General features: G+C 43.2%; 18 protein-coding genes. 13 read left to right on the top strand and 5 right to left on the bottom strand.

All coding sequences use genetic code 11. The annotated features are described in order from the left end of the window. Positions 1–10: 10 nt before the first annotated feature. The 4 genes from xerD to JFC08_RS09125 all read left to right on the top strand — a co-directional run bounded on the left by xerD (position 11) and on the right by JFC08_RS09125 (position 2,683). Positions 11–949, top strand: coding sequence for a site-specific tyrosine recombinase XerD (gene xerD / locus JFC08_RS09140; protein ID WP_198330474.1), 939 nt, complete (start codon positions 11–13; stop codon positions 947–949). A 41-nt stretch (positions 950–990) separates the two neighbouring features. Beyond that, entirely contained in the window at positions 991–1,254 is a 264-nt protein-coding gene (locus tag JFC08_RS09135) for a hypothetical protein (protein ID WP_055123708.1), read from the top strand. A 4-nt stretch (positions 1,255–1,258) separates the two neighbouring features. After that, on the top strand, positions 1,259–1,882 hold the full coding sequence (locus JFC08_RS09130) for a hypothetical protein (protein WP_198330473.1): 624 nt from the start codon (positions 1,259–1,261) through the stop codon (positions 1,880–1,882). A 192-nt stretch (positions 1,883–2,074) separates the two neighbouring features. Then, entirely contained in the window at positions 2,075–2,683 is a 609-nt protein-coding gene (locus JFC08_RS09125) for a class I SAM-dependent methyltransferase (protein ID WP_198330472.1), read from the top strand. Between the two features lie 121 nt (positions 2,684–2,804). Here the strand turns inward: JFC08_RS09125 and lptG are convergent, their stop codons facing one another. Together lptG and JFC08_RS09115 are read right to left on the bottom strand one after the other, a co-directional pair. Beyond that, complete coding sequence (gene lptG / locus JFC08_RS09120; protein WP_198330471.1) at positions 2,805–4,031, bottom strand: LPS export ABC transporter permease LptG; 1,227 nt, start codon at positions 4,029–4,031, stop codon at positions 2,805–2,807. Further along, positions 4,031–5,326 (bottom strand): LPS export ABC transporter permease LptF, encoded by a 1,296-nt coding sequence (locus JFC08_RS09115; RefSeq protein ID WP_198330470.1) that lies wholly within the window; start codon positions 5,324–5,326, stop codon positions 4,031–4,033. The genes lptG and JFC08_RS09115 overlap by 1 nt, the downstream gene beginning before the upstream one ends. A gap of 564 nt (positions 5,327–5,890) precedes the next feature. Here JFC08_RS09115 and JFC08_RS09110 point away from each other — a divergent pair. The 5 genes from JFC08_RS09110 (at position 5,891) to sstT (JFC08_RS09090) (ending at position 11,740) form a co-directional block, all read left to right on the top strand. Then, complete coding sequence (locus JFC08_RS09110; RefSeq protein ID WP_198330469.1) at positions 5,891–6,511, top strand: cysteine hydrolase family protein; 621 nt, start codon at positions 5,891–5,893, stop codon at positions 6,509–6,511. Positions 6,512–6,701: 190 nt separating this feature from the next. Next, on the top strand, positions 6,702–8,381 hold the full coding sequence (locus tag JFC08_RS09105) for a leucyl aminopeptidase (protein ID WP_198330468.1): 1,680 nt from the start codon (positions 6,702–6,704) through the stop codon (positions 8,379–8,381). Between the two features lie 36 nt (positions 8,382–8,417). Then, positions 8,418–8,906 carry a DNA polymerase III subunit chi gene (locus JFC08_RS09100; RefSeq protein ID WP_198330467.1) on the top strand — a complete coding sequence of 163 codons (489 nt, stop codon included), beginning with the start codon at positions 8,418–8,420 and terminating at the stop codon, positions 8,904–8,906. 213 nt (positions 8,907–9,119) lie between these two features. Further along, entirely contained in the window at positions 9,120–10,322 is a 1,203-nt protein-coding gene (gene sstT, locus JFC08_RS09095; RefSeq protein WP_198330466.1) for a serine/threonine transporter SstT, read from the top strand. A 215-nt stretch (positions 10,323–10,537) separates the two neighbouring features. After that, complete coding sequence (gene sstT, locus JFC08_RS09090) at positions 10,538–11,740, top strand: serine/threonine transporter SstT (RefSeq protein WP_055123716.1); 1,203 nt, start codon at positions 10,538–10,540, stop codon at positions 11,738–11,740. Between the two features lie 91 nt (positions 11,741–11,831). Here sstT (JFC08_RS09090) and JFC08_RS09085 read toward each other — a convergent pair whose 3' ends face one another. Then, positions 11,832–12,155 carry a chaperone modulator CbpM gene (locus tag JFC08_RS09085; RefSeq protein ID WP_045442974.1) on the bottom strand — a complete coding sequence of 108 codons (324 nt, stop codon included), beginning with the start codon at positions 12,153–12,155 and terminating at the stop codon, positions 11,832–11,834. Positions 12,156–12,247: 92 nt separating this feature from the next. Further along, positions 12,248–13,231 (bottom strand): DnaJ C-terminal domain-containing protein, encoded by a 984-nt coding sequence (locus JFC08_RS09080; RefSeq protein ID WP_045442971.1) that lies wholly within the window; start codon positions 13,229–13,231, stop codon positions 12,248–12,250. A gap of 572 nt (positions 13,232–13,803) precedes the next feature. Here JFC08_RS09080 and JFC08_RS09075 point away from each other — a divergent pair. Next, positions 13,804–14,166 (top strand): septal ring lytic transglycosylase RlpA family protein, encoded by a 363-nt coding sequence (locus JFC08_RS09075; RefSeq protein ID WP_045442968.1) that lies wholly within the window; start codon positions 13,804–13,806, stop codon positions 14,164–14,166. A 111-nt stretch (positions 14,167–14,277) separates the two neighbouring features. Here JFC08_RS09075 and JFC08_RS09070 read toward each other — a convergent pair whose 3' ends face one another. After that, a complete protein-coding gene (locus JFC08_RS09070) occupies positions 14,278–16,299 on the bottom strand; it encodes an ABC-F family ATP-binding cassette domain-containing protein (RefSeq protein WP_198330465.1) in 2,022 nt (673 codons plus the stop codon). 467 nt (positions 16,300–16,766) lie between these two features. Between JFC08_RS09070 and erpA the strand changes: the two genes are divergently transcribed. From erpA to JFC08_RS09055, 3 genes are all read left to right on the top strand, one after another. Beyond that, positions 16,767–17,147 carry an iron-sulfur cluster insertion protein ErpA gene (gene erpA, locus JFC08_RS09065; protein ID WP_045443732.1) on the top strand — a complete coding sequence of 127 codons (381 nt, stop codon included), beginning with the start codon at positions 16,767–16,769 and terminating at the stop codon, positions 17,145–17,147. Between the two features lie 349 nt (positions 17,148–17,496). Continuing rightward, entirely contained in the window at positions 17,497–19,071 is a 1,575-nt protein-coding gene (gshA, locus tag JFC08_RS09060) for a glutamate--cysteine ligase (RefSeq protein WP_083475614.1), read from the top strand. A 163-nt stretch (positions 19,072–19,234) separates the two neighbouring features. Next, the gene (locus tag JFC08_RS09055; RefSeq protein ID WP_045454815.1) at positions 19,235–19,762 is read left to right on the top strand and encodes a disulfide bond formation protein B; all 528 of its coding nucleotides are present in this window, start codon (positions 19,235–19,237) and stop codon (positions 19,760–19,762) included. Positions 19,763–20,405 lie beyond the last annotated feature (643 nt).

Genomic DNA, 20,405 nt, shown 5'->3' with positions numbered 1-20,405 from the left:
GTACCAAGTTATGAGCCGTGATCGTGCCGTGCAACAGCGCCAACCTAAGGCGCTGGCAGTAGATGACGAACCCAGTTATGTGACTGAGTTTCGTCAAGCCATGTTGGCACGTGGTCTAGCGACTCGTACTCGTAATGCGTATGTGCGCGACCTGCGCTCATGCGAGCTGACCAATCCTATTGCCCTGACACGCTGGCAGCCTGATGACGTGCTGCACTGCTTATCAACGCTTACTCAAGATGGCAAAACCCCACGTACCCAAGCACGTATGCTCTCAAGCTTGCGGCAGTTTTATCTGTGGATGATTGCCAGTAATCTGCGTGAAGACAATCCTTGCGAGCGTATCAAAAGCCCAAAGCTTGGTCGTCCATTACCCAAAGACTTAGCAGAAGCAGATGTCGATAATCTCCTTGCTGCGCCTGATACCAGCACCGCGCTCGGACTGCGTGATAAAGCCATGTTAGAGGTGTTATATGCCTGCGGTCTGCGGGTGAGCGAGTTGATTAATCTCTCATTAGAGCAAGTAAATCTAAACGCTGGCTGGCTGCAAATCACGGGCAAAGGCAATAAAACGCGCTTAGTACCACTCGGCGAATATGCCAGTGATGCGCTAGAAGATTATCTAACGCATGCTCGTGGTGATTTGATTGCGCATTTAAAATCAGGAAATTGCCAAGCGGTATTTTTGACGGCGCAAGGTGGTTATATGACGCGGCAGAATTTTTGGTACTTGCTTAAGAAATACGCCAAAGTGGCCAGTATCGATAAGGAACTATCACCGCATACGCTACGTCACGCATTTGCCACGCATCTACTGAATCATGGTGCAGACTTACGTAGCGTGCAGTTATTGCTTGGACACAGTGATTTATCAACCACGCAAATCTATACCCATGTGGCGACAGCGAGATTGCAGAAATTGCATGCCGAGCATCATCCGAGAGGTTAGAATTTTTATCATAGTAATATTGATAAACAAAGAGTTATGCTATGTACGTTGAAGTCAAAAACATTAAAGAAGATGGTAATGAGATAACATATGAGTTTTTTAATGGGTCATGTGTCTCTAATGGAATTTTTGTACTATACAAGGATAGAATGGAGCCATTTACCTTTGATATGTCGTGTCGGTTGATTAAGCCTATTGATGGTTATGCTCCTGAGGCACATTATCAAAGAGCAATGGTGGCCGTCATGAAAAGTTACAGGAAAAATGGTGAGTTACCCGAACATGCTTTTTTCATGTCAGGATAATACAATGAATGAAGCTCACATTAACTCATTACTACGTGATATTCCAACAGATGTTGATTACACAGAGTTGCCTGAAGATCTAGATCCTGAGGACATACCACCCGAACGTATTAAAGGTGTTGTTGATCTTTTGACCCATGAAGATGATTATATCGTTTTTCAGGCAGCACGGTTATTGACCTCTTGGGGTATCGAAGAAGGTTTTGATACTCTAAGAAAACTGCTAGTAGAGAATGAGTTGCAAGGAATGATACAGCATCGTATATATGGATATGATGAGACTTATAAACACGTTCTATATGCATTTATTAGCTATTGGGCAAATCAATCAGACGCAGGTAAAGGAGAACAAGCCAGAAAAGCGATATTTGAGCCTGTGTCTATTATAATTAAAGCATCTAATACACAACTATTCCAAATTGATAAAATATTTCGACTAGTGCTTGATGATGACTTTAATGAATATATTCCACTATTGAAAGAGCATCTTCAGATTATAATTAAGAACCCAGAAGATAACTATTGGAGAATTCATGATGTTATTGAACTGTTCTTAAAAGTTGACCCTGACTTCATTGCGCAAGTACTAAAAGAAAATAAGAAAGAATTATCCAATTTTAGGTTTTAGTGTACTAGTTTTAGATATTATCTTGATTACAAAGTACTTAAGACGCGTTCTACTCTTGTTCAAACCTTGCCACGATTCCATAAATAGATAGCTGCAAACCCGCTCTTTTCTCGTTACAATACCCATCATAATGTTTACGCTGTTTTATTCCATCGCGCACCGCCTTTTACTTATCCATTATCCGAGAATCTCATGAGCCATAGACCACCTGCTGACCTACTAAAGAGCGCCCAACACTGGCGCGAAGACATTAATTTTCGCCAAGACGTACTGGGTAAGCCATTTGATTTTTCGACCACGTGGGGCATTTTTTCACCGCAAAAGCTCGATGATGGTAGCTTGATGCTGCTTGATTATATTGATTTTGAAGCGGATGACGATTCGATCGATTTGGGCTGTGGCTATGGCGTCCTTGGCATGACGGCGGCGCGTGAATGTCCGAACGGTCTGCATACCTTGATTGATAAAGATTTTATGGCGGTAGAATATGCACGCCTAAATTGTGAGAAGAATGGTCTAAAAAATGTCGATGTGCATTTATCGAACGGCTTTAACCATGTGGCAAAAGACAAAGACTTTAGCTTGGTAATGTCAAACTTGCCAGCCAAAGTAGGTAAAGAACAGCACTATTTATATTTCCTCGATGCCTATGCCCGTATGCGTAAAGGTGGGCGTTTTTATGTGGTGACAATCAATGGCCTACGTCAGTTTGTGAAGCGCTCGTTTACCGAAGTGTTTGGTAATAGTGAAAAGATCAAACAAGGTAAGACCTATACCATTACCATGGCGACCAAAGACTAATACCAAACGCTAAAAATACGATTAGCTGTATCAAAATTGCTTAGCCTACAATATGTATAATCAAAGAAGCCCGCTAAAACATAGTGTTTTAGCGAGCTTCTCTATGGCAAATGATATCTGGCTACATCTGCCGTTTAAGCAAATAGCCACCCAATATCGCACTGGCGATAATCGGTAATATCACCATTAATAACGGCGAAAATCCAGTCGCCAATGAGACAAAGCCAACCAAGTCTTGCACGTAACTAAACAGCAAGCCAAACAATAATGCCACGACGATACGCAAGCCTAAGCTATGCGTACGTAGTGAGCCAAAGACGAATGAGCAGGCAACAATCACCAGCGATAAAATTGATAGCGGTGAGAGCAGTTTTTGCCAGAAAGCCAGCTCATGACTTAACGAGCGCGTGCCTTGTTGACGCATAAATTGACGATGCTCATACAACTGAGTCAATGACAAATCTTCGGCTTTACGGGTAAGCAGATATACCGATTCAGGGGCAAAGGGCAGGCTTAAAGTATCTGACGGTGAGATGGCTTGGCTACTCTCAAAGCCCTGATTAATCATCAGCTTGGTCATGTTGTTCAGCTGCCACTCATAGCGATATTGCTCGCTCGGTTTGCTGCTGGCAGGATTAACAGGTTCACGACCAATATATTTACCACCCTCAGCGTGAATGGCCGTTTGCAGATTGCCATTATTGTCTAAATGCCAGCGTTTAACTTCGCCGATATTACCTTGCACATCAGCATAATCGATATACAAAATATCGCTACCATCTGGCTTGGCACTGCCGTCTTTTGTACTCTCAAAGCGTGGCTGCAACGTCCAATAACCGCGTACCGAGGTGACCAATGAACTGCTGTCTTCATCGTTGATTTCTTTTGCCAATTGATTAGAGTGCGGCAGCACGAACTGATTGATAATCAATGCGAGCAACACAAAAATCAAAGCAGGCTGCAATACCCAACCGACGATACGATAAACGCTGACGCCAGCGGCGCGCATCACGACCAGCTCACTTTTATTGGCAAGCAAGCCCAAGCCAACCACTGCACCTAGCAATGCGCCAGTGGGAATAAATTGCTCTAAAAAATAAGGCGAGCGATAAAAAATATACTTAATCGCCTCGCCCATCGTATAGCTATCATCTAACGAATCCAGCTCAGACAAATAAGAGAATACCAGCTGTAATGCCCACAAGCCTATGACAGCTCCGACGATTGCGAGCAAAGCGTTCAGCTTGACGTAACGGCTCAGCACTTTTAGTTTGGCAGGTTTGCGAGCGTACTTATCATGAGCGTTTTGCGAGTCAGGATTGGAAGATTTAGAAGATAAGACACTCATTAGGACTGCCCTCCTTGTGAGCCACTGCTCTGATGATCGGCAACCGTTAAAGGCGTGCTCTTCGGTTTGCGAAAGCGTAATCGATGCTGCACACGGCTACCCCAATTCATATAAAGCGCCAATGCCATAAACCCTAAAATGAGCCACGCATATGCCCAGACGCTCACGCTGCCTTTGCTAACAGCATTTTTAAGTGAAATAATACCCAGCGCACAGCTGACAAACAATAAAATCGAAGGAAATAGTCGTAACCAGCGACCTTGGCGCGGACGTACTTGCGCCAGTGGTACAGCGAGCATTGGTGCAATGATCATCAACCACGGCAATGCTAGACGATAGCCAAGCTCACTTTGTGCCACACGCAGCGAGTTGCCACTACTTGCCGTACCACCCGTCGCGGCTTGCCATAATGGTCCAATCGCTTGCGTTTCGATATTATCTTCGGTGATGACTTCTTTTGAGGATTCTGTCAAAGTAATGCGGTAACGATCAAAGCCCACTTGATTGTATTTCAGACTGCCAGCACCGACTTCATAACGACGCCCTTGGAACAAGTCCAATTGGGTCACACCGCTATTACCCGTGTCTACTTGCTCGGCACGCTTAGCCAACGTAATAGTATCTTTGCTGATGTTGGTATTATTAGTAATCGCAGTTGGCATATTTGGTATGTCTGAAATATTTAATTGCTCAGCTGTTTCGGGATCGATGGTATTTTTAACATCGACGGCAGCCTCTTTAGCAGTGTTATTTTTAGCGGCACTGCCCTTTTTTTCAGGCTCAGATTGAATCAATATCACATCTTGCAATTGCTTTTTATCATCGCTCAAGCTGCCCACATACAAATGATAATTGCCACTACTAATAAATTCATTGGGACGAATTAAATCAAAAGCGCTGGTCAATGCCTGCTGTTGCCAGACACTTTCCGATGAGCGTACGCCCCACGGTTTACCAACGATGGATAAAGCCGCTTCACCAACGAACAACGCCAATATTAAAGGCGTCATCAAACGGGCAAGTTTACCACGCGACACCCCACTGGCATTAATCACTGCCATTTCTTGATCGACATACAGCCGCCCGAATACCAGCATTAGAGCGATAAAAAATGCTAATGGCAGGATAAGCTCTAAAAAGTACGGCAAATTATAACCAATGATGGTAAATAACAAGCTGATATCTAAATTGCCTTCTGCGGCAATCCCAAAGTAACGGATCAAACGACCGCCCAGCATCATCACCACTAAAAACCCCAAAACCAATGCGGTCGTTGAGGCAACTTGTTGAGTCATATAGCGGCGTAATATCACAATGGGCACTCTTTTAAAAAGGTTGATAGTCGCACGATTTATCGCAGCTTTATTGGCAAACACTGACAATTATGGACCGCTCTAAATACAATAGCTGATACCGATAACTGAACAATAGAAATACAAGACCGTGCTGCTCAATCAGATACTTAAACAGCCCTAAAAGCAACGGCAAAAGATATGAAAATATCTGCGATACAGGTTAGCAACATGCTGTAAAAATTAGCGATAAAGATAACCGCTAATCCTAGCATATTTTGCTCAAAAATGGCTGTGAAATGTGTTTGCAAACATTGCGTCCATCTTGCTATAACGCTGTATGGCTCACTAATAATAGATAAGATATGGAAAGAATAACTAGCATTTAACTCATTAGTTTGTCTTATCTAAGAAGCCTTTTTATTAAGTCTTTGCACGATATTTTTACTTGATGTCATTTGGAAACCTTTGTGTGTCATTCGTATCACTGCCCTCGCACCGTTAGGATTACTTGTTAAACTGAGAAAACTAAAAATTCCTAATTATCTCGCCCAATGGAGAATATTAATGACAAATAAACTAGGTTCTACCCCTTCTACTTTACTTGAAATCGCTGGTGGTAAATTTGATACGCTCGATTGGTCAAATTGCGCCGTGGTTTTTATTGACTATCAAAACGAATATGTCGATGGTGCGATGCCATTGGGGCAAGATGGTACGAACGCCATTGCAAATGCGCGACTATTGCTAGATAAAGCTCGTAAACAGAACGTCCCTATCTTTCATATCGCCCATCACGGCGCAGATAATGGCAACGTATTTGATCCTTTATCATCTAACGTCGAGATTATCGCTGAATTACAACCAAAGGATGGCGAAACCTTCATCGTCAAAAAAAATCCCAATGCGTTCCATGATACCCAGCTTCAAGCACTTATTTCAGCTGCGCAAAAACAGCAAATTATTTTTGCAGGCTTTATGAGTCATATGTGTGTTAGCTCAAGCGTGAGAGCTGCCTTTGATTTAGGCTTTGACAGTTTTGTTTGCCATGATGCTTGTGCCACTCGCGACCTGCCTGACTATAAAAAAGAGAAAATCAGCGCTGATATCATGCATGCTACCGCGATGGCAGCACTGCAAGATAGATTTGCCGCTTTAGTAGCAACCGATGAGTTAGTTAATAGCTAATAAGCAGTTCGAACCCATGACCTAAACCTTGCTCACTGCGCACTCACCTCGCAATATGCTACACTATTGTGATTGCTTGACTGGCCAAACAATCTGATAATTTAACAGGTATCAGCAATTAAAAAAATCTGCCATTTTCATAGCTCTAACGTCATAACTATAATGTCATAACCCCAATAAGGATAAATATATGAATATTAAATTAACCCAAACACTGCCAAAAACCCATACGCAAAAAATCCTCAAAAAAGAAGCCAAAAGTAAAGACGCGGCCTGCCTCGTCGTCTTAATCGATGATCAAAAAAATATCTTAGCTGAGTCAGTATTGAGCGATTATCAAACCCGTATTGAACAATTGATTGAAGTATCCCACTTTAACGGCAAAGCTTGCGAAACCGTCGCTGACTATGCGCTAGCGGGTGATAAGAAAACCACCAAAGAAAATCCAGTACAGCTATTATTGGTCGGTGTGGGTAATGTTGATAAATTGCGTCATAGCGTTCTAGAGAAAATTGCTAAGACCATTTATAAGAGCACCCAAAAACGCGTCGACTCTATCACTGTAGCGCTGGGCGATAGCTTAGAAGAAAACCAGTTTAGCCAATTTGCGCTGAGCCTACTGGCAGCAAGCTATCGTTTTGACAAGTACAAATCCGAGCAGCAAACACCTGTTTTAACGGATATCTACTTATTGGCAGAGTCGTCTTTAAAAGACTCATTAGACTTTGCACAAGCGGTCTTTACTGGTCAAAGCTTGACCCGTGATGTTGCCAATGAGCCGGGTAATATCTGTTTCCCAGCGTATATGGCTGAGCAAGCACAGGAATTGGCAGCCACTTATCCTGACCTCTTAAAAGTCACCGTATTAGGTGAAGACGAGATGTCAGCACTGGGTATGAACTGCTTCTTATCGGTCGCGCAAGGCTCTACCAAAGAAGGCAAACTGGTACTGATGGAGTATCGTGGCAAGTCTAACTTTAGCGTCAATGCTGATGCCGATACTAGCAAAGCCATTACCAATAGCGCAAAAGTAGCTGGCGGTCTAAAAGCGTTAGCTGATAAACTACCAACCAAAGCTGCTAGCAAAAAAGCCGCTAAAAAAGCTGACCAAAATAGCGAAGACAATGCCCAAACTACAAATGATGATGCACCTATCGTTCTTGTTGGTAAAGGCGTGACCTTTGATTCAGGTGGTATCTCAATCAAACCGGGTGCGGCGATGGATGAGATGAAATTTGATATGGGCGGTTCTGCTGCGGTACTCGGTACCCTAAAAGCATTATGTGAAGCGCGTCTACCTATCAACGTCGTCGGTGCGCTAGCTTGTGCTGAAAATATGCCATCAGGAGAGGCAACGCGCCCAGGCGATATCATTATAGCAATGAATGGTAAGTCCGTTGAAATCCTGAATACCGATGCAGAAGGTCGTTTAGTATTGTGCGATACTTTATGCTACGTACAAAAGTATTATCAGCCAAAAGCCATCATCGATGTCGCAACCTTGACTGGTGCTTGTGTGGTTGCGTTGGGTCATGTACGCTCGGCAGTCTTTAGTAATGACGAAGATGTGTTGTTTGACTTAGAAAATGCCAGTAACTTATCGGGCGATCTAATCTGGCACATGCCGATGGATGACGAATATCAAGCGCAGATTGACTCGCCTATCGCTGATATCCAAAATATCGGTGGTAAAGGTGCTGGCGCTGTGACTGCTGCCTGTTTCTTATCGCGCTTCATCGAAGAGGGTCAAGCATGGGCGCATTTAGACATCGCTGGTACGGCATGGATTTCAGGTCAAGACAAAGCTGCAACTGGCCGTCCTGTGCCATTATTCATGCAATATCTAAAAAACAGCGCAAATATAGCATAATCTATTGATGAATCACCACTCAATGAAAACCACTCTATGAAAGTTAGCTTTTATGTATTAACTGAGAATAAAGCCCAAGATTTCTTGGGCTTTATTTGTCAGCTGACCCAGACGGCGCTCAATAAAAGCAGCCAGTCGTTATTGATTCTTATCGAAAAAGACGATACATTGCTGTCGACGCTTGATGAAGCCCTTTGGGCACAAGACGATACGAGCTTTATACCGCATCAACGCCTTTTAGATTCTAATCCTGAAGGCGCTGATATTGATGGTGTTCATACTGATATTAATAATCAATTATTAGCACCAGTGTTGCTTGCCAGCTATATGCCAGCCGATTTTAAAGGGATCGTACTCAATACTACGATACGTCCCGTTAATGACTTTATAAATGCTACCAGCAATACATTGCCAACTCGTATTTTAGAGCTTATCAAACCTGATACGGTCAGCACTGAGGCAGGACGCGCTAAATATAAGCATTACCAGCAACTCGGCTATGAGCTTACCCATTTCAAAGTTTAGTCTTCTATTACAAAATCAAACGCCAGTCATGGCGTTTTTTTGTGCTTAAATGTCGACTTTTAAAATTCCTAGAGGCTTATAAGTACGTTATTGCCTACTGTCTTATAAAATCTGTCAGTAGGCGCTTATCACAAAAAATGCTAACATCCTTCGGTCGTTAAGCTAACGATTGTTAAGCTAATATTTATTTCCAAATGGACTAAAGGGGTAAAAATGCATTCATTAATAGCGATGTACCAACGAATCGGATTGGTAACGCTGATTGTTATCGGTTTAATACTAGGTACTTTGATAGGATGGCTGGCGCCAAGTGTGGGTATTGCCTTAGGTATTTTGGGGACCCTGTTCGTAGGTGCCCTAAAAGCCGTTGCCCCTATACTGGTATTTTTCTTAGTGATGGCTGCTATCTGCCAACATCGTAGCGGTAATAAGGTCTATGTAAAACCGGTACTGTTTTTATATCTGACAGGCACTTTTATAGCCGCTTTGGTCGCTGTTGGTGCCAGCTTTTTATTCCCAACCGAATTGACGTTAGTGAATGCGACAATCGAGCAAGTACCGCCAGCAAACTTAAAAGAAGTATTGAATAATTTATTACTCAGTCTCGTCGCCAATCCAGTTGCTGCACTAGCCAATGCTAACTATATCGGTATATTAGCTTGGGCCGTTATTATTGGCATTGCGCTACGACAAGCTGGCGAGACGACTCGCAGCACTGTCAATGACATTGCAGATGCCATCTCAAAAGTAGTCAAATGGGTCATCGCACTAGCACCTTTTGGTATTTTGGGATTAGTCGCCAATACCGTTGCTGATACTGGCTTTGCTGCGCTATTGGGCTATGCACGAATTTTGCTAGTATTGATAGGCTGTATGTTGTTTATTGCTTTGGTGACGAACCCTCTCCTCGTATATTTCAAAACGGGTAAAAACCCTTATCCACTGGTATTCACCTGCTTACGTGAATCTGGTATTACTGCGTTTTTTACCCGTAGCTCTGCTGCTAACATTCCTATCAATATGAACCTTGCCAGCAAATTAGGGTTACATGAAAATACTTATTCAGTCACCCTGCCATTAGGTGCCACTATTAATATGGCAGGTGCAGCGATTACGATTAATGTCTTAACCCTTGCAGCCGCGAATACACTCGGTATTGAAGTGACCTTTGGCTCAGCATTACTGCTAAGTGTAGTCGCTACAATCAGTGCTGGCGGTACCTCTGGCGTCGCTGGTGGCTCATTACTACTCATTCCTTTGGCGGCCAGTTTATTCAATATTCCTGATGATATTGCGCTACAAGTGGTGGCTATTGGCTTTATTATCAGTGTGCTGCAAGATTCCGCAGAGACCGCATTGAACTCATCAACAGACGTCTTGTTTACTGCCGCTGCTGATCCAAAATATGCACGCTAATGTTGGGTGTGTTAAAGACGACCATAACAAACCAATCATCTTAATTGATAGGTATAAAAATAAAAAAAGGGCTTAACTGCCCTTTTTTTGGTTATAATTTACCCATTTTTATTCTGTTTTACGAATCTTACCTTTATATGAGTATGAGACTAGTAAAGCAAAAAACATAAAATGGCTTGATCTCTTTTATTATTCATTAGATTGTCGGGGTAAGGATGTATTCATTTTTTGCGATGTATAAGCGCATTGGTCTAGTACCACTTATTATTATCGGTTTGATAGCGGGAGTATTGATAGGTTGGTTGGCACCAGATATCGGTATTGCCTTAGGATTGTTGGGTACCTTATTTGTAGGAGCACTAAAAGCCGTTGCACCGATACTGGTATTTGTGTTGGTCATGGCGGCCATTAGCCAGCATCGCAGCGGTAATGAAGTTTACGTCAAGCCTGTGCTTATCATGTATATGTTTGGCACTTTTTTAGCCGCACTGACAGCTGTCGGTGCGAGCTTTTTATTCCCGACAGAACTGGTATTGGTCAACGCCACAATTGAGCAAGTCCCACCAGCCAACCTCAAAGAAGTACTGACCAATCTACTACTAAATCTGGTTGCCAATCCTGTTAATGCCATCGCTGAAGCCAACTATATTGGTATTTTAGCGTGGGCAATTATCATCGGTTTCGCACTGCGCCAAGCCAGTGATACCACACGCACTGTGGTCGGTGATTTTTCTGACGCCATCTCCCAAGTGGTGAAGTGGGTCATTGCCCTAGCACCTTTTGGTATCTTGGGTTTGGTCGCCAACACTGTCGCTGAGACAGGCTTTGCGGCTTTGGCAGGTTATGCGCGTATCTTGATGGTACTAGTCGGTTGTATGCTATTTATCGCTTTGATTGCCAATCCTATTATTGTACTGATCAAAACAGGAAAAAACCCTTATCCGCTGGTATTCAAGTGCTTGCGTGAGTCAGGGATTACCGCATTCTTTACGCGTAGCTCGGCTGCTAACATTCCGGTCAATATGAACCTTGCCCGCAAACTGGGTCTACACGAAGATACTTATTCGGTGACGATTCCACTGGGTGCAACCATTAATATGGCAGGCGCGGCGATTACGATTAACGTCTTAACGCTTGCAGCCGCGCATACACTCGGTATTGAAGTGACCTTTGCCTCAGCACTGCTACTCAGTTTGGTTGCAACCATTAGTGCCTGCGGTGCCTCTGGTGTCGCTGGTGGTTCATTACTCTTAATTCCATTGGCAGCAAGCTTATTTAGCATTCCAAACGATATCGCTATGCAAGTGGTAGCGATTGGCTTTATTATTGGTGTGATACAGGATTCGGCAGAAACGGCGTTGAACTCTTCAACGGATGTACTGTTTACCGCAGCAGCTGATCCAAAATATGCGCGTTAAACGCTAAATATATTATTTGTAAAAAAGGGTCTCATTTTAGAGACCCTTTTTTTGTGCTGATTTTTTATGTACTGAATAAAAGGGAAATAATTTATTTTAAATGATCGATTTCAATTTCAATCACTGGTGTCTGCATGTCTAATTGGCGTTTAAATTGGCGTAATTGTTCGAGCTCATCCAATAACTCAAGTATCAATCCAATCGCAGGAACACTGGCTTCAAAGTCGCGGCTAAGGCGCGAGGCACGGCGCACTGTCGTCAGCTGATAACCAGTGAACTGCTCACGTTCCGGCACATCATATTCGATGATGTCCTCTTCAATCAATTCGATGACCCATTGGCGCTCTTGGCCACAGGCAGATACCAGCTCATCCAAGCTCATGATAATGTCGGTAAATTCAGGCGAGTGTTTCATAGCTATTATCCTCGTTTGCTCTTTATTTCATCGTTATCGTATGGTCTTCATCTCTATTACAGTGTTTCAATGTGAGTAATTTTTGGTGGCCATTAACGACTAATATTGATATCGGCAAAGGCTTGTTTTAGTTGCTCATAAGCTTGGGTCGCGGCCTCAGTGCTGATATCAGGGTTCACGATGTTTAAGGTTAGATACAAATCACCCGCTTGCTTAGCAGGGATACCTTTACCTTTTAGACGTAAATTGCTACCAGACTTGCTGTTCTTAGGCACAGTCACAGCGAGCGTACCAGCTGGCGTACTGACGTTAATTTTTTCACCCAACGCCGCTTCCCATGGCGCTATATTGACGGTTTGATAAACATCAGCGCCTTCGATACGGATATTGTCTGCGTGACGGATTTTTACTTTTAAAAATAAATCGCCATTTTTTCCGCCACCAATACCAGCGGCACCTTGCCCTGCTAGGCGAATTTGCTTGCCATCAGTGATGCCTTTAGGGATTTTAATTTTCAGCGTTTTGTTGTCATACTCGACACTGCCATTCGGTTGACGAATAGGGACATTCAACTTAATGCTGTAGTCGTCGCCATTATAAACGGACGCCAAATCAACCGTAATCTCTGCATGTTGATCTTGACCTTTGCTATCTTGCGAGCCAAAACCACCACGCTGCGATTGTCCACCAGCTGAACCACGTGCACCACGACCAAATGCCGAAAAGATGTCGTCGAAGCGGAAGCCACCATCGCCATAAGCTTCGCCTTCACCAAACTGATCTTTGATATCTTCCCAGCGATAGCCGCCTTGCCCGCCACTTGCAGATTGACCACCAAAACCACCACTTTGACCAGCAAAGGGATTGTCTAGCATGGCGTCATATTCGGCACGCTTTTCTTTATCTCTAATGGTTTCGTAAGCATTATTAATCTCAGCAATCTTATTGTCTGCATCTGGATCATCGCTCACATCAGGGTGATATTGACGCACAAGCTTACGGTATCTTTTTTTAATATCTGCAGCTGACGCGTCTTTTTTGACCCCTAAAATGTCATAGTAATTTTTCTCTGCCATGTTTTTGTCCTCAACATAAAAGCATGTTAATGATACTGGTATGCCCATTTTAAACGATATGGTACGGAAATTTATTCAACTGCGACATAACAGGTGGTAACGATAGTCTATCTAATAATGATAGTAATATAAAAATTCAATACCGTTATACAAATATTACCAGTAATAGTGCCGAACAACAGCAGTGTTTAGGTTGTTTGAGGCACTTAATACATTATGATTCGCCTTTGTCACTGCATTGGCATACTTCTCTATGATTCTGGCATTATTATTCTTTGATAACCACAGACGTCATATCAATTTAACACTCGCCCTAATGAAAAAATAGAGAGTCAAGCCAAAAATACCATTAACAATGTAAATCATTATTTAAAACAATTACATACAGATCACTGGTATTTAGTAGCTAGCGTGCATAAATGAGCGTTTTGACCTTGGTAGTTCTTTTACAGAACCGTAAGAATATGACAAAGTATGTGTTGTAAAATGAATATATTATTTATACTCATAGGGAGTATGAATAACATAGGCAAGTGTATCTGTCTATTTTATAAATTGCTTAAAGGTATTAAATGTCTTATTTAATCAAGTCTTTGGTTATCACATTATCACTATTGCTGAGTACCACCGTTTTTGCTGGAAACACCAGTTATTACGGTAGTCAGTTCCACGGTAAACGCACTGCTAGTGGTAGTATCTTCAACATGAACTCTTTGACCGCTGCGCATCGCACGTTGCCGTTTGGTACGAAGGTACAAGTGACCAACAAGAAGACAAAGCAGAGTGTAATCGTAAAAATTACCGATAGAGGCCCTTTCATTCGGGGTCGTATTTTGGATTTATCGAAAGCCGCTGCTGGTCAAATAAACTGTCAGTTATGTACGACCACGATGGAAATACTGTCTTATGGTGATGGTAAATACCGTAAGGAATAACGTAATAAAAAAGGGAGAGCCAGCGCTCTCCCTTTTTTGTGACTGTCTCAATCAAGTAAAAATAGCTTAAAAAACAATCAAAACCTACTATTTACTGTAACAAACAGCTCTCTACTCAAAACCCGCTTCCATTTCCTCTAATGTCGTCATCAAAAGCAATAATCTTTCTTCATTATCACTATGCTGCTGCTGTAATGCCGTTTGCTCATTGAGTAATACTAGCAAGTCAGACTTGCGACCTTCTTCGTACAAATCCGTATCAGCCAGTTTTTCTTCAAGCGTCACAAGCTGTCCATCAATTTTAGCCAATGCCTTTTCTATCTCTTCTATCTCGCGGCGAATAGGCGCGGTGAGTTTGCGTTGTTCAGCCGCCAATTTGCGCTGCGCATCTTTACTAAGCGTAGGCGTCGTCGCTTTACTTTTTGATGAATGATCAGGTGCTTTATTACTCGCTTGACCATTATCTGTTTCACGTGAAACAAACTTCTTACTCTCTTTTTTACTTTTCTTCTTACTGGTACTTTTATCTGATGAGTTCTCTTGCTTACGCTTTTCTGCCAGCCACTTACCGTAGTCGCTGATGTCACCATCGAACTCCTCGATTTGACCATCATGTACCAAAAACAGCTCATCACAGACGTTGGCAATCAACTCACGATCATGCGAAACCAGTACCACTGCTCCCTCAAATCCTTGCAAGGCGATGGTCAGCGCTTGGCGCATTTGTAAGTCCAAATGGTTGGTCGGCTCATCGAGTACCAGAACGTTCGGACGTTGCCAAACAATCAATGCCAGCGTTAAGCGCGCACGCTCGCCACCAGAGAATAGCTCACTCGGCGTATCAATACGCTCACCGCGGAAGTCAAAGCTGCCTAAAAACGAGCGTAACATCGCATCAGAGGTTTTACCGGCTAGACGACGCAACATCTCTATCGGTGTTGCCTTGGCATCCAAGATATCCATTTGATGCTGGTTAAAGTAGCCTAATTTTAGGGTATCCGAAACACGATACGTCCCTGTTAATACGCCAAGCTCGCCGACCAGCGCTTTAATCAGTGTTGATTTACCTGCGCCATTCATACCCAGCAAGCCAAGACGCGTATCCGGCGTCACTTGCACATTGGCATTATATAGAAGTGGCGTATCGCTGTAGCCAATATCCGCTTTGGTCAGCTCAATCAGTGGTGAGCTCATATTTGCTGGCTCATAAAAGCGGAAAGAGAATGGGTTATCCGCCATCATCGGTGACAGCTCAGCCATGCGCTCAAGCTGCTTGATACGGCTTTGTGCTTGCTTAGCCTTACTGGCTTTGGCACGGAAACGACGAATAAAGTCATCCAAATGTGCTTTAGTCGCTTCTTGCTTCTCAAAGGCTTGCTGCTGCTGCGCCATACGTTCGTGACGTGTGCGAATAAACTGCTGATAGTTACCGGTATAAAGGGTGATTTTTTGTTGTTCGACATGCAAGATATGACCGACCGTGGCATCCAAAAAGGCTTGGTCATGCGAGATGACGATGACCAGACCAGTATAGGCATTGATCCATGTCTCAAGCCACAAAATCGCATCCAAATCCAAATGGTTGGTCGGCTCATCGAGTAACATTAAGTCCGCACGGCTCATCAAGGTTTTGGCGAGATTCAAACGCATGCGCCAACCACCCGAAAACCCTTCTACGGGTAATTCATGCTGGCTGGTATTAAAACCAAGACCTGCCATGATTTGTGCCGCTTTAGTCGGTGTGCGATAGCCATCAATTTCATCAAATTGCTGATGCAATACCCCGATCTGCTCATCACTAACGCTACTCAAATCATTCAAAGAAGCATTAATCTCATACCACTGCTCATCACCGCTCAATACATAATCGATTGCAGACTGCGTCGTAGCACCAACTTCCTGCGCCATATGCGCCACATGCCAGCTATCAGGAATACTGACTTCACCTCTATCAAGCGTGACCTCTGTATCTCCTCTGCCCATTCGCGTCAACAATAAGGCAAATAAGGTAGATTTGCCGGTGCCGTTGTTGCCCGTCAAGCCAACTTTGTGGCCCGGATGTAGCTGGAAGCTTGCCCCTGCAAACAACTCACGACCATCACGGCGAACACCAACGTCTTTAAATTCGATCATATAATCTCTTCAACTCAACAGTAATATAAAATATAAGGCAATAAAAAACACACATCTGGCATGTTAACTGGCGGCTATTATTTCAAACGCTTGCCCCATAGGCAAACGATTAAATAACTATTTCAAAACCAAGTGTTTATTCGCACAAAAAGTCTTTCTCTTAGCATGAGTTTATGGGGATAATAACCACTAGTATCAATCAGCCACCTTCAGCCAGTAGCGTCACTCTTGACAAACGAATCAATACCCCCATTATGATATACTGCGATGAGATAAGTGCCCGTTATCAACCAAATCGTTGTAATGACACAGATATCATATTTATAATGCGCCATTAGTCATACCAATAGCAGCGCCATAATAACAGCACCCAATTGAATCAAACGCCGTGCGTATCTTTATTTGCAACTATTTCATTGCAAACCCTAACTGGACGACCGCATTTGATCCTAGCAACTGAGGTAGATATGAACGAATCAGCCAACCAATTTAATCCAAGCGCCAGCCAGCCAGTAGACCCAACTGTTTTAAGCTTAACCGATAGCGCTGCACAAAAGGTGCGACGTCTACGTGAAGAAGAAGGCGACAGCGATCTGATGTTACGTGTCTATGTGACGGGCGGCGGCTGCTCAGGTTTTTCTTACGGCTTTAACTTCGCCAATGAGCTGAATGAAGACGATGCCAATTTTGATAATGACGATGTGACCTTGGTCGTCGATTCACTAAGCTATCAGTATTTACAAGGCTCTACCGTTGACTATACTGAAGGGTTAGAGGGCGCACGCTTTATCGTCACCAATCCAAATGCCACCACCACGTGTGGCTGTGGCTCATCCTTCTCTATTTAAGTTGGCGAGATGCATGACTTTTGATCAAGATACCTTCCTCGTTAGTCAACGCTATCATAAACCGCTTAACGTCGTACTTTTGAAGCATCTATCTCGTAGGTAGATGCTTCTTGTTTTATGCGTTTTTTAGAAAACAGTAACGCGCTGTTCATAAAATTTTTTATTGAAATACCTATTAAAATCAAGATGAATGAGCGCCTGTAAAGCTTATCGTATTTGTAATTGTCCGTGGTTTTCAGGGCAGCTTTGAGCTAAACTGACGGCATTCTTAATCCAATATTTACCTTCATTATGGTCAAACGCCAGTCGTGTTTTGAGCCGCCATAATAAATAACAATAGATGACTATTATGAGTAATTTTGCGAGTAGCTTTGTGAATTTTGACATTCCTAATTGGTTTGATAGCAAGCATTTAACGGGCATGCTCCGCGGTATCGAAAAAGAAGGTCTGCGCGTAAGACCCGATGGCTACTTGGCTCAGACGCCGCATCCAGCCAAACTTGGCTCAAAGCTCACCCATCCGTTTATCACAACTGATTATTCAGAAAGCCTACTTGAGCTAATTACTGACCCCAAAACCTCACCAAAAGAGACGCTAAACATGCTGCGTCAGTTGCATGTATTGGTCTATCAAGCCATGCCTGAAGGTGAGCTGATGTGGCCGCTGTCTATGCCTTGTATGCTGTCATCGAATGATGAAGACATCCCACTGGCTGATTATGGCAGCTCTAATACGGGTAAGCTCAAGACGCTATACCGTAGCGGGCTTGGTATTCGCTATGGTCGCCGCATGCAAACGATTGCAGGTTTGCATTATAACTTGTCTTTTGGTGACGGATTATTTGAAGTCTGGCAAGCTGAAATACCTGCTGCACAAGCGCAAACGCTGACAGAATTTAAAAACGAAAAGTACTTAGGGCTTATCCGTAACTTTAAGCGTCTGACCAGTTTGGTATTGTATTTACTGGGTGCTAGCCCTAGTGTTTGTCCTTGTTTCTTAGCTGGTCGTGAGCATGATTTAGAGCTGCTAAACGACTCAACTTATTATAAGCCTGCTGCCACCAGCCTACGTATGGGCAAGCTCGGTTATACCAATAGTGTGCAAGAACAGCTCGATATTCGTTATAACTATCTGCCAGAGTATGTCGATGGACTGCGCCGTGCGATTCAGACTCCGCACGAAAGCTTTGCCAAGCTTGGCTTGGATGATGCCGATGGCAACCCTATCCAAATCAACAATCATATTTTACAAATAGAAAATGAATACTATAGCCCTATTCGTCCTAAACAAATCGCGATGAGCGGCGAGACACCGACCGAAGCATTAGAGCGCCGCGGTATCGCCTATGTTGAGTTCCGTGCAATCGATCTAGATCCTTATAGCGATGTCGGTATTCGTCTATCTAGCGCTTGTTTCTTAGAGGTCATGGCGCTGTACTGTCTGCTGAGCGACTCACCTGATCTATTACCTGAGGAAGAAGAGACCTTAGCCATCAATCTTGAGCGCGTGGTAAACGAAGGTCGCCGCGAAGGCTTACACATTATAAACAACGGCGAAGAGCAACTGCTTGAGAGCTGGATGCTGGTGCATTTAGAACGTATGCAACCACTTGCCGCGCTACTTGATGCGCATTATGGCGGCAACGATTACCGTGCAGCAGTCGCGTTAATGCAAGGCAAAGCAGGACATTCTGAATCGACTATTTCAGCACAAGTAAACTCTGATAGTCAGCGTTTAGGCAGCTTATGGCAGCTTGGCTTTACCTTGGCGCAGCAGCATCGTGAGTCTTTATTACAGCAAACGCTTAGTCCAAACACTCAAGCCAAATATGAAGTGTTGGCAGAAAAATCGATATTACAGCAAGCTGAGATTGAAAAAGCCGAAACTGAAGATTTTATGGAATTTTTACAGCAATATCGCTAAGTTTTGATTGCTGAGCTTTGATTTCTGATTTCTGATTTCTGATTTCTGATTTCTGATTTCTGATTTCTGATTTCTGATTTCTGATTTCTGATTTCTGATTTCTAAATTCTGACCGCCACTTAACGTGTATAGATGACTATTTTATAAGAGTAACTGCCCGATGATGCTAAAGCTGACCACTTACCGCAATTTGCAAATATTTTTGGTGATAATAGCCGTAATAGGTATGAGTTTTGCGCTGTTTTTTTTACAGCGCTACATGGGTTTTTCGCCTTGCCCACTGTGTATTTTTCAGCGTATTGGCCTCATAATAATGGGCAGTTTTGCTTTAATAGCGGCATTATTCAACCCTAAATCTAAGGCAGTTAGACTGGTATTATGGCTTGGTAGCTTAGCAGGTATCGGCTGGGCGACTGCCGTGGCTGGACGACATGTTTGGCTACAGCATCTGCCTGCCGACCAAGTACCTTCTTGTGGTCCGGGGCTGGATTATTGGTTAGATACGTTACCTATTTTGCAAGTATTTAAAGAAGTTTTTGCAGGTTCTGGCGAATGTGCCTCTGTTGAGTGGACATTTATGGGTCTGAGTATTCCTGAACAATCTTTGATTCTATTTAGTCTGCTATTGGTGGTACACGGGTTGATATTATGGCGCATTTTACGACCTGTTGCCCCTAGCCGTCTTGCTTGATGGCGAATTAGCCCCTACGTTGCTTTTTGCTATACCTTTTGTCTGTGCTATATCCATTCTTCCAAACGAACAGGTGTATTTATTACTAAACGTCTGTTCGTTCATGAGCCACTATTAAATATCTCCGATAATTTTGGTTCGTCATATCTATCAATGTTAAACCATTATTCTTAGCTCTTGGCTAAACCTATCATAACAAAAAGGCCACAGAGATATCTTTAACCTTTGATATCTTGACACAGTTTATTTGCTTTTTGATGGGTAAAATAGCGTTTTAAATATCCATCACTGTTGACTGATTGGCGGTAGGCTACCGATAGCTTCTTCTCGCCGCCTAGCCTCAGATGGCAATTGTAGTCTCGTAGTCTTCTACTCTAATTTAAACATTTATCCTTCCTATTATCTTTCCTTTTTGACAACGTATTGAGTTGTCGATAGTGTCGATAATCATTTGGAATGACTATTAAAAAACTGTTTTTTGGTGTGACCATGATATATTTTTTGCCTACTTGTTCTAACACGCTAACTATCCTCAAACGTGGTGGTCGTTGTTTGCTAGCGCTGCCCCTCTGTGTGCTGCTCATCGGCTGACCCCTGCTGTCAAATCCGTATAACTAAACTTGGGAGATTTTGATTACGCAGC

Source organism: Psychrobacter cibarius (assembly GCF_016107535.1).
Lineage (GTDB): Bacteria > Pseudomonadota > Gammaproteobacteria > Pseudomonadales > Moraxellaceae > Psychrobacter > Psychrobacter cibarius.
The sequence above is the reverse complement of the archived record's forward strand: the minus strand, read 5'-3'. Positions and strand labels throughout refer to the sequence as shown.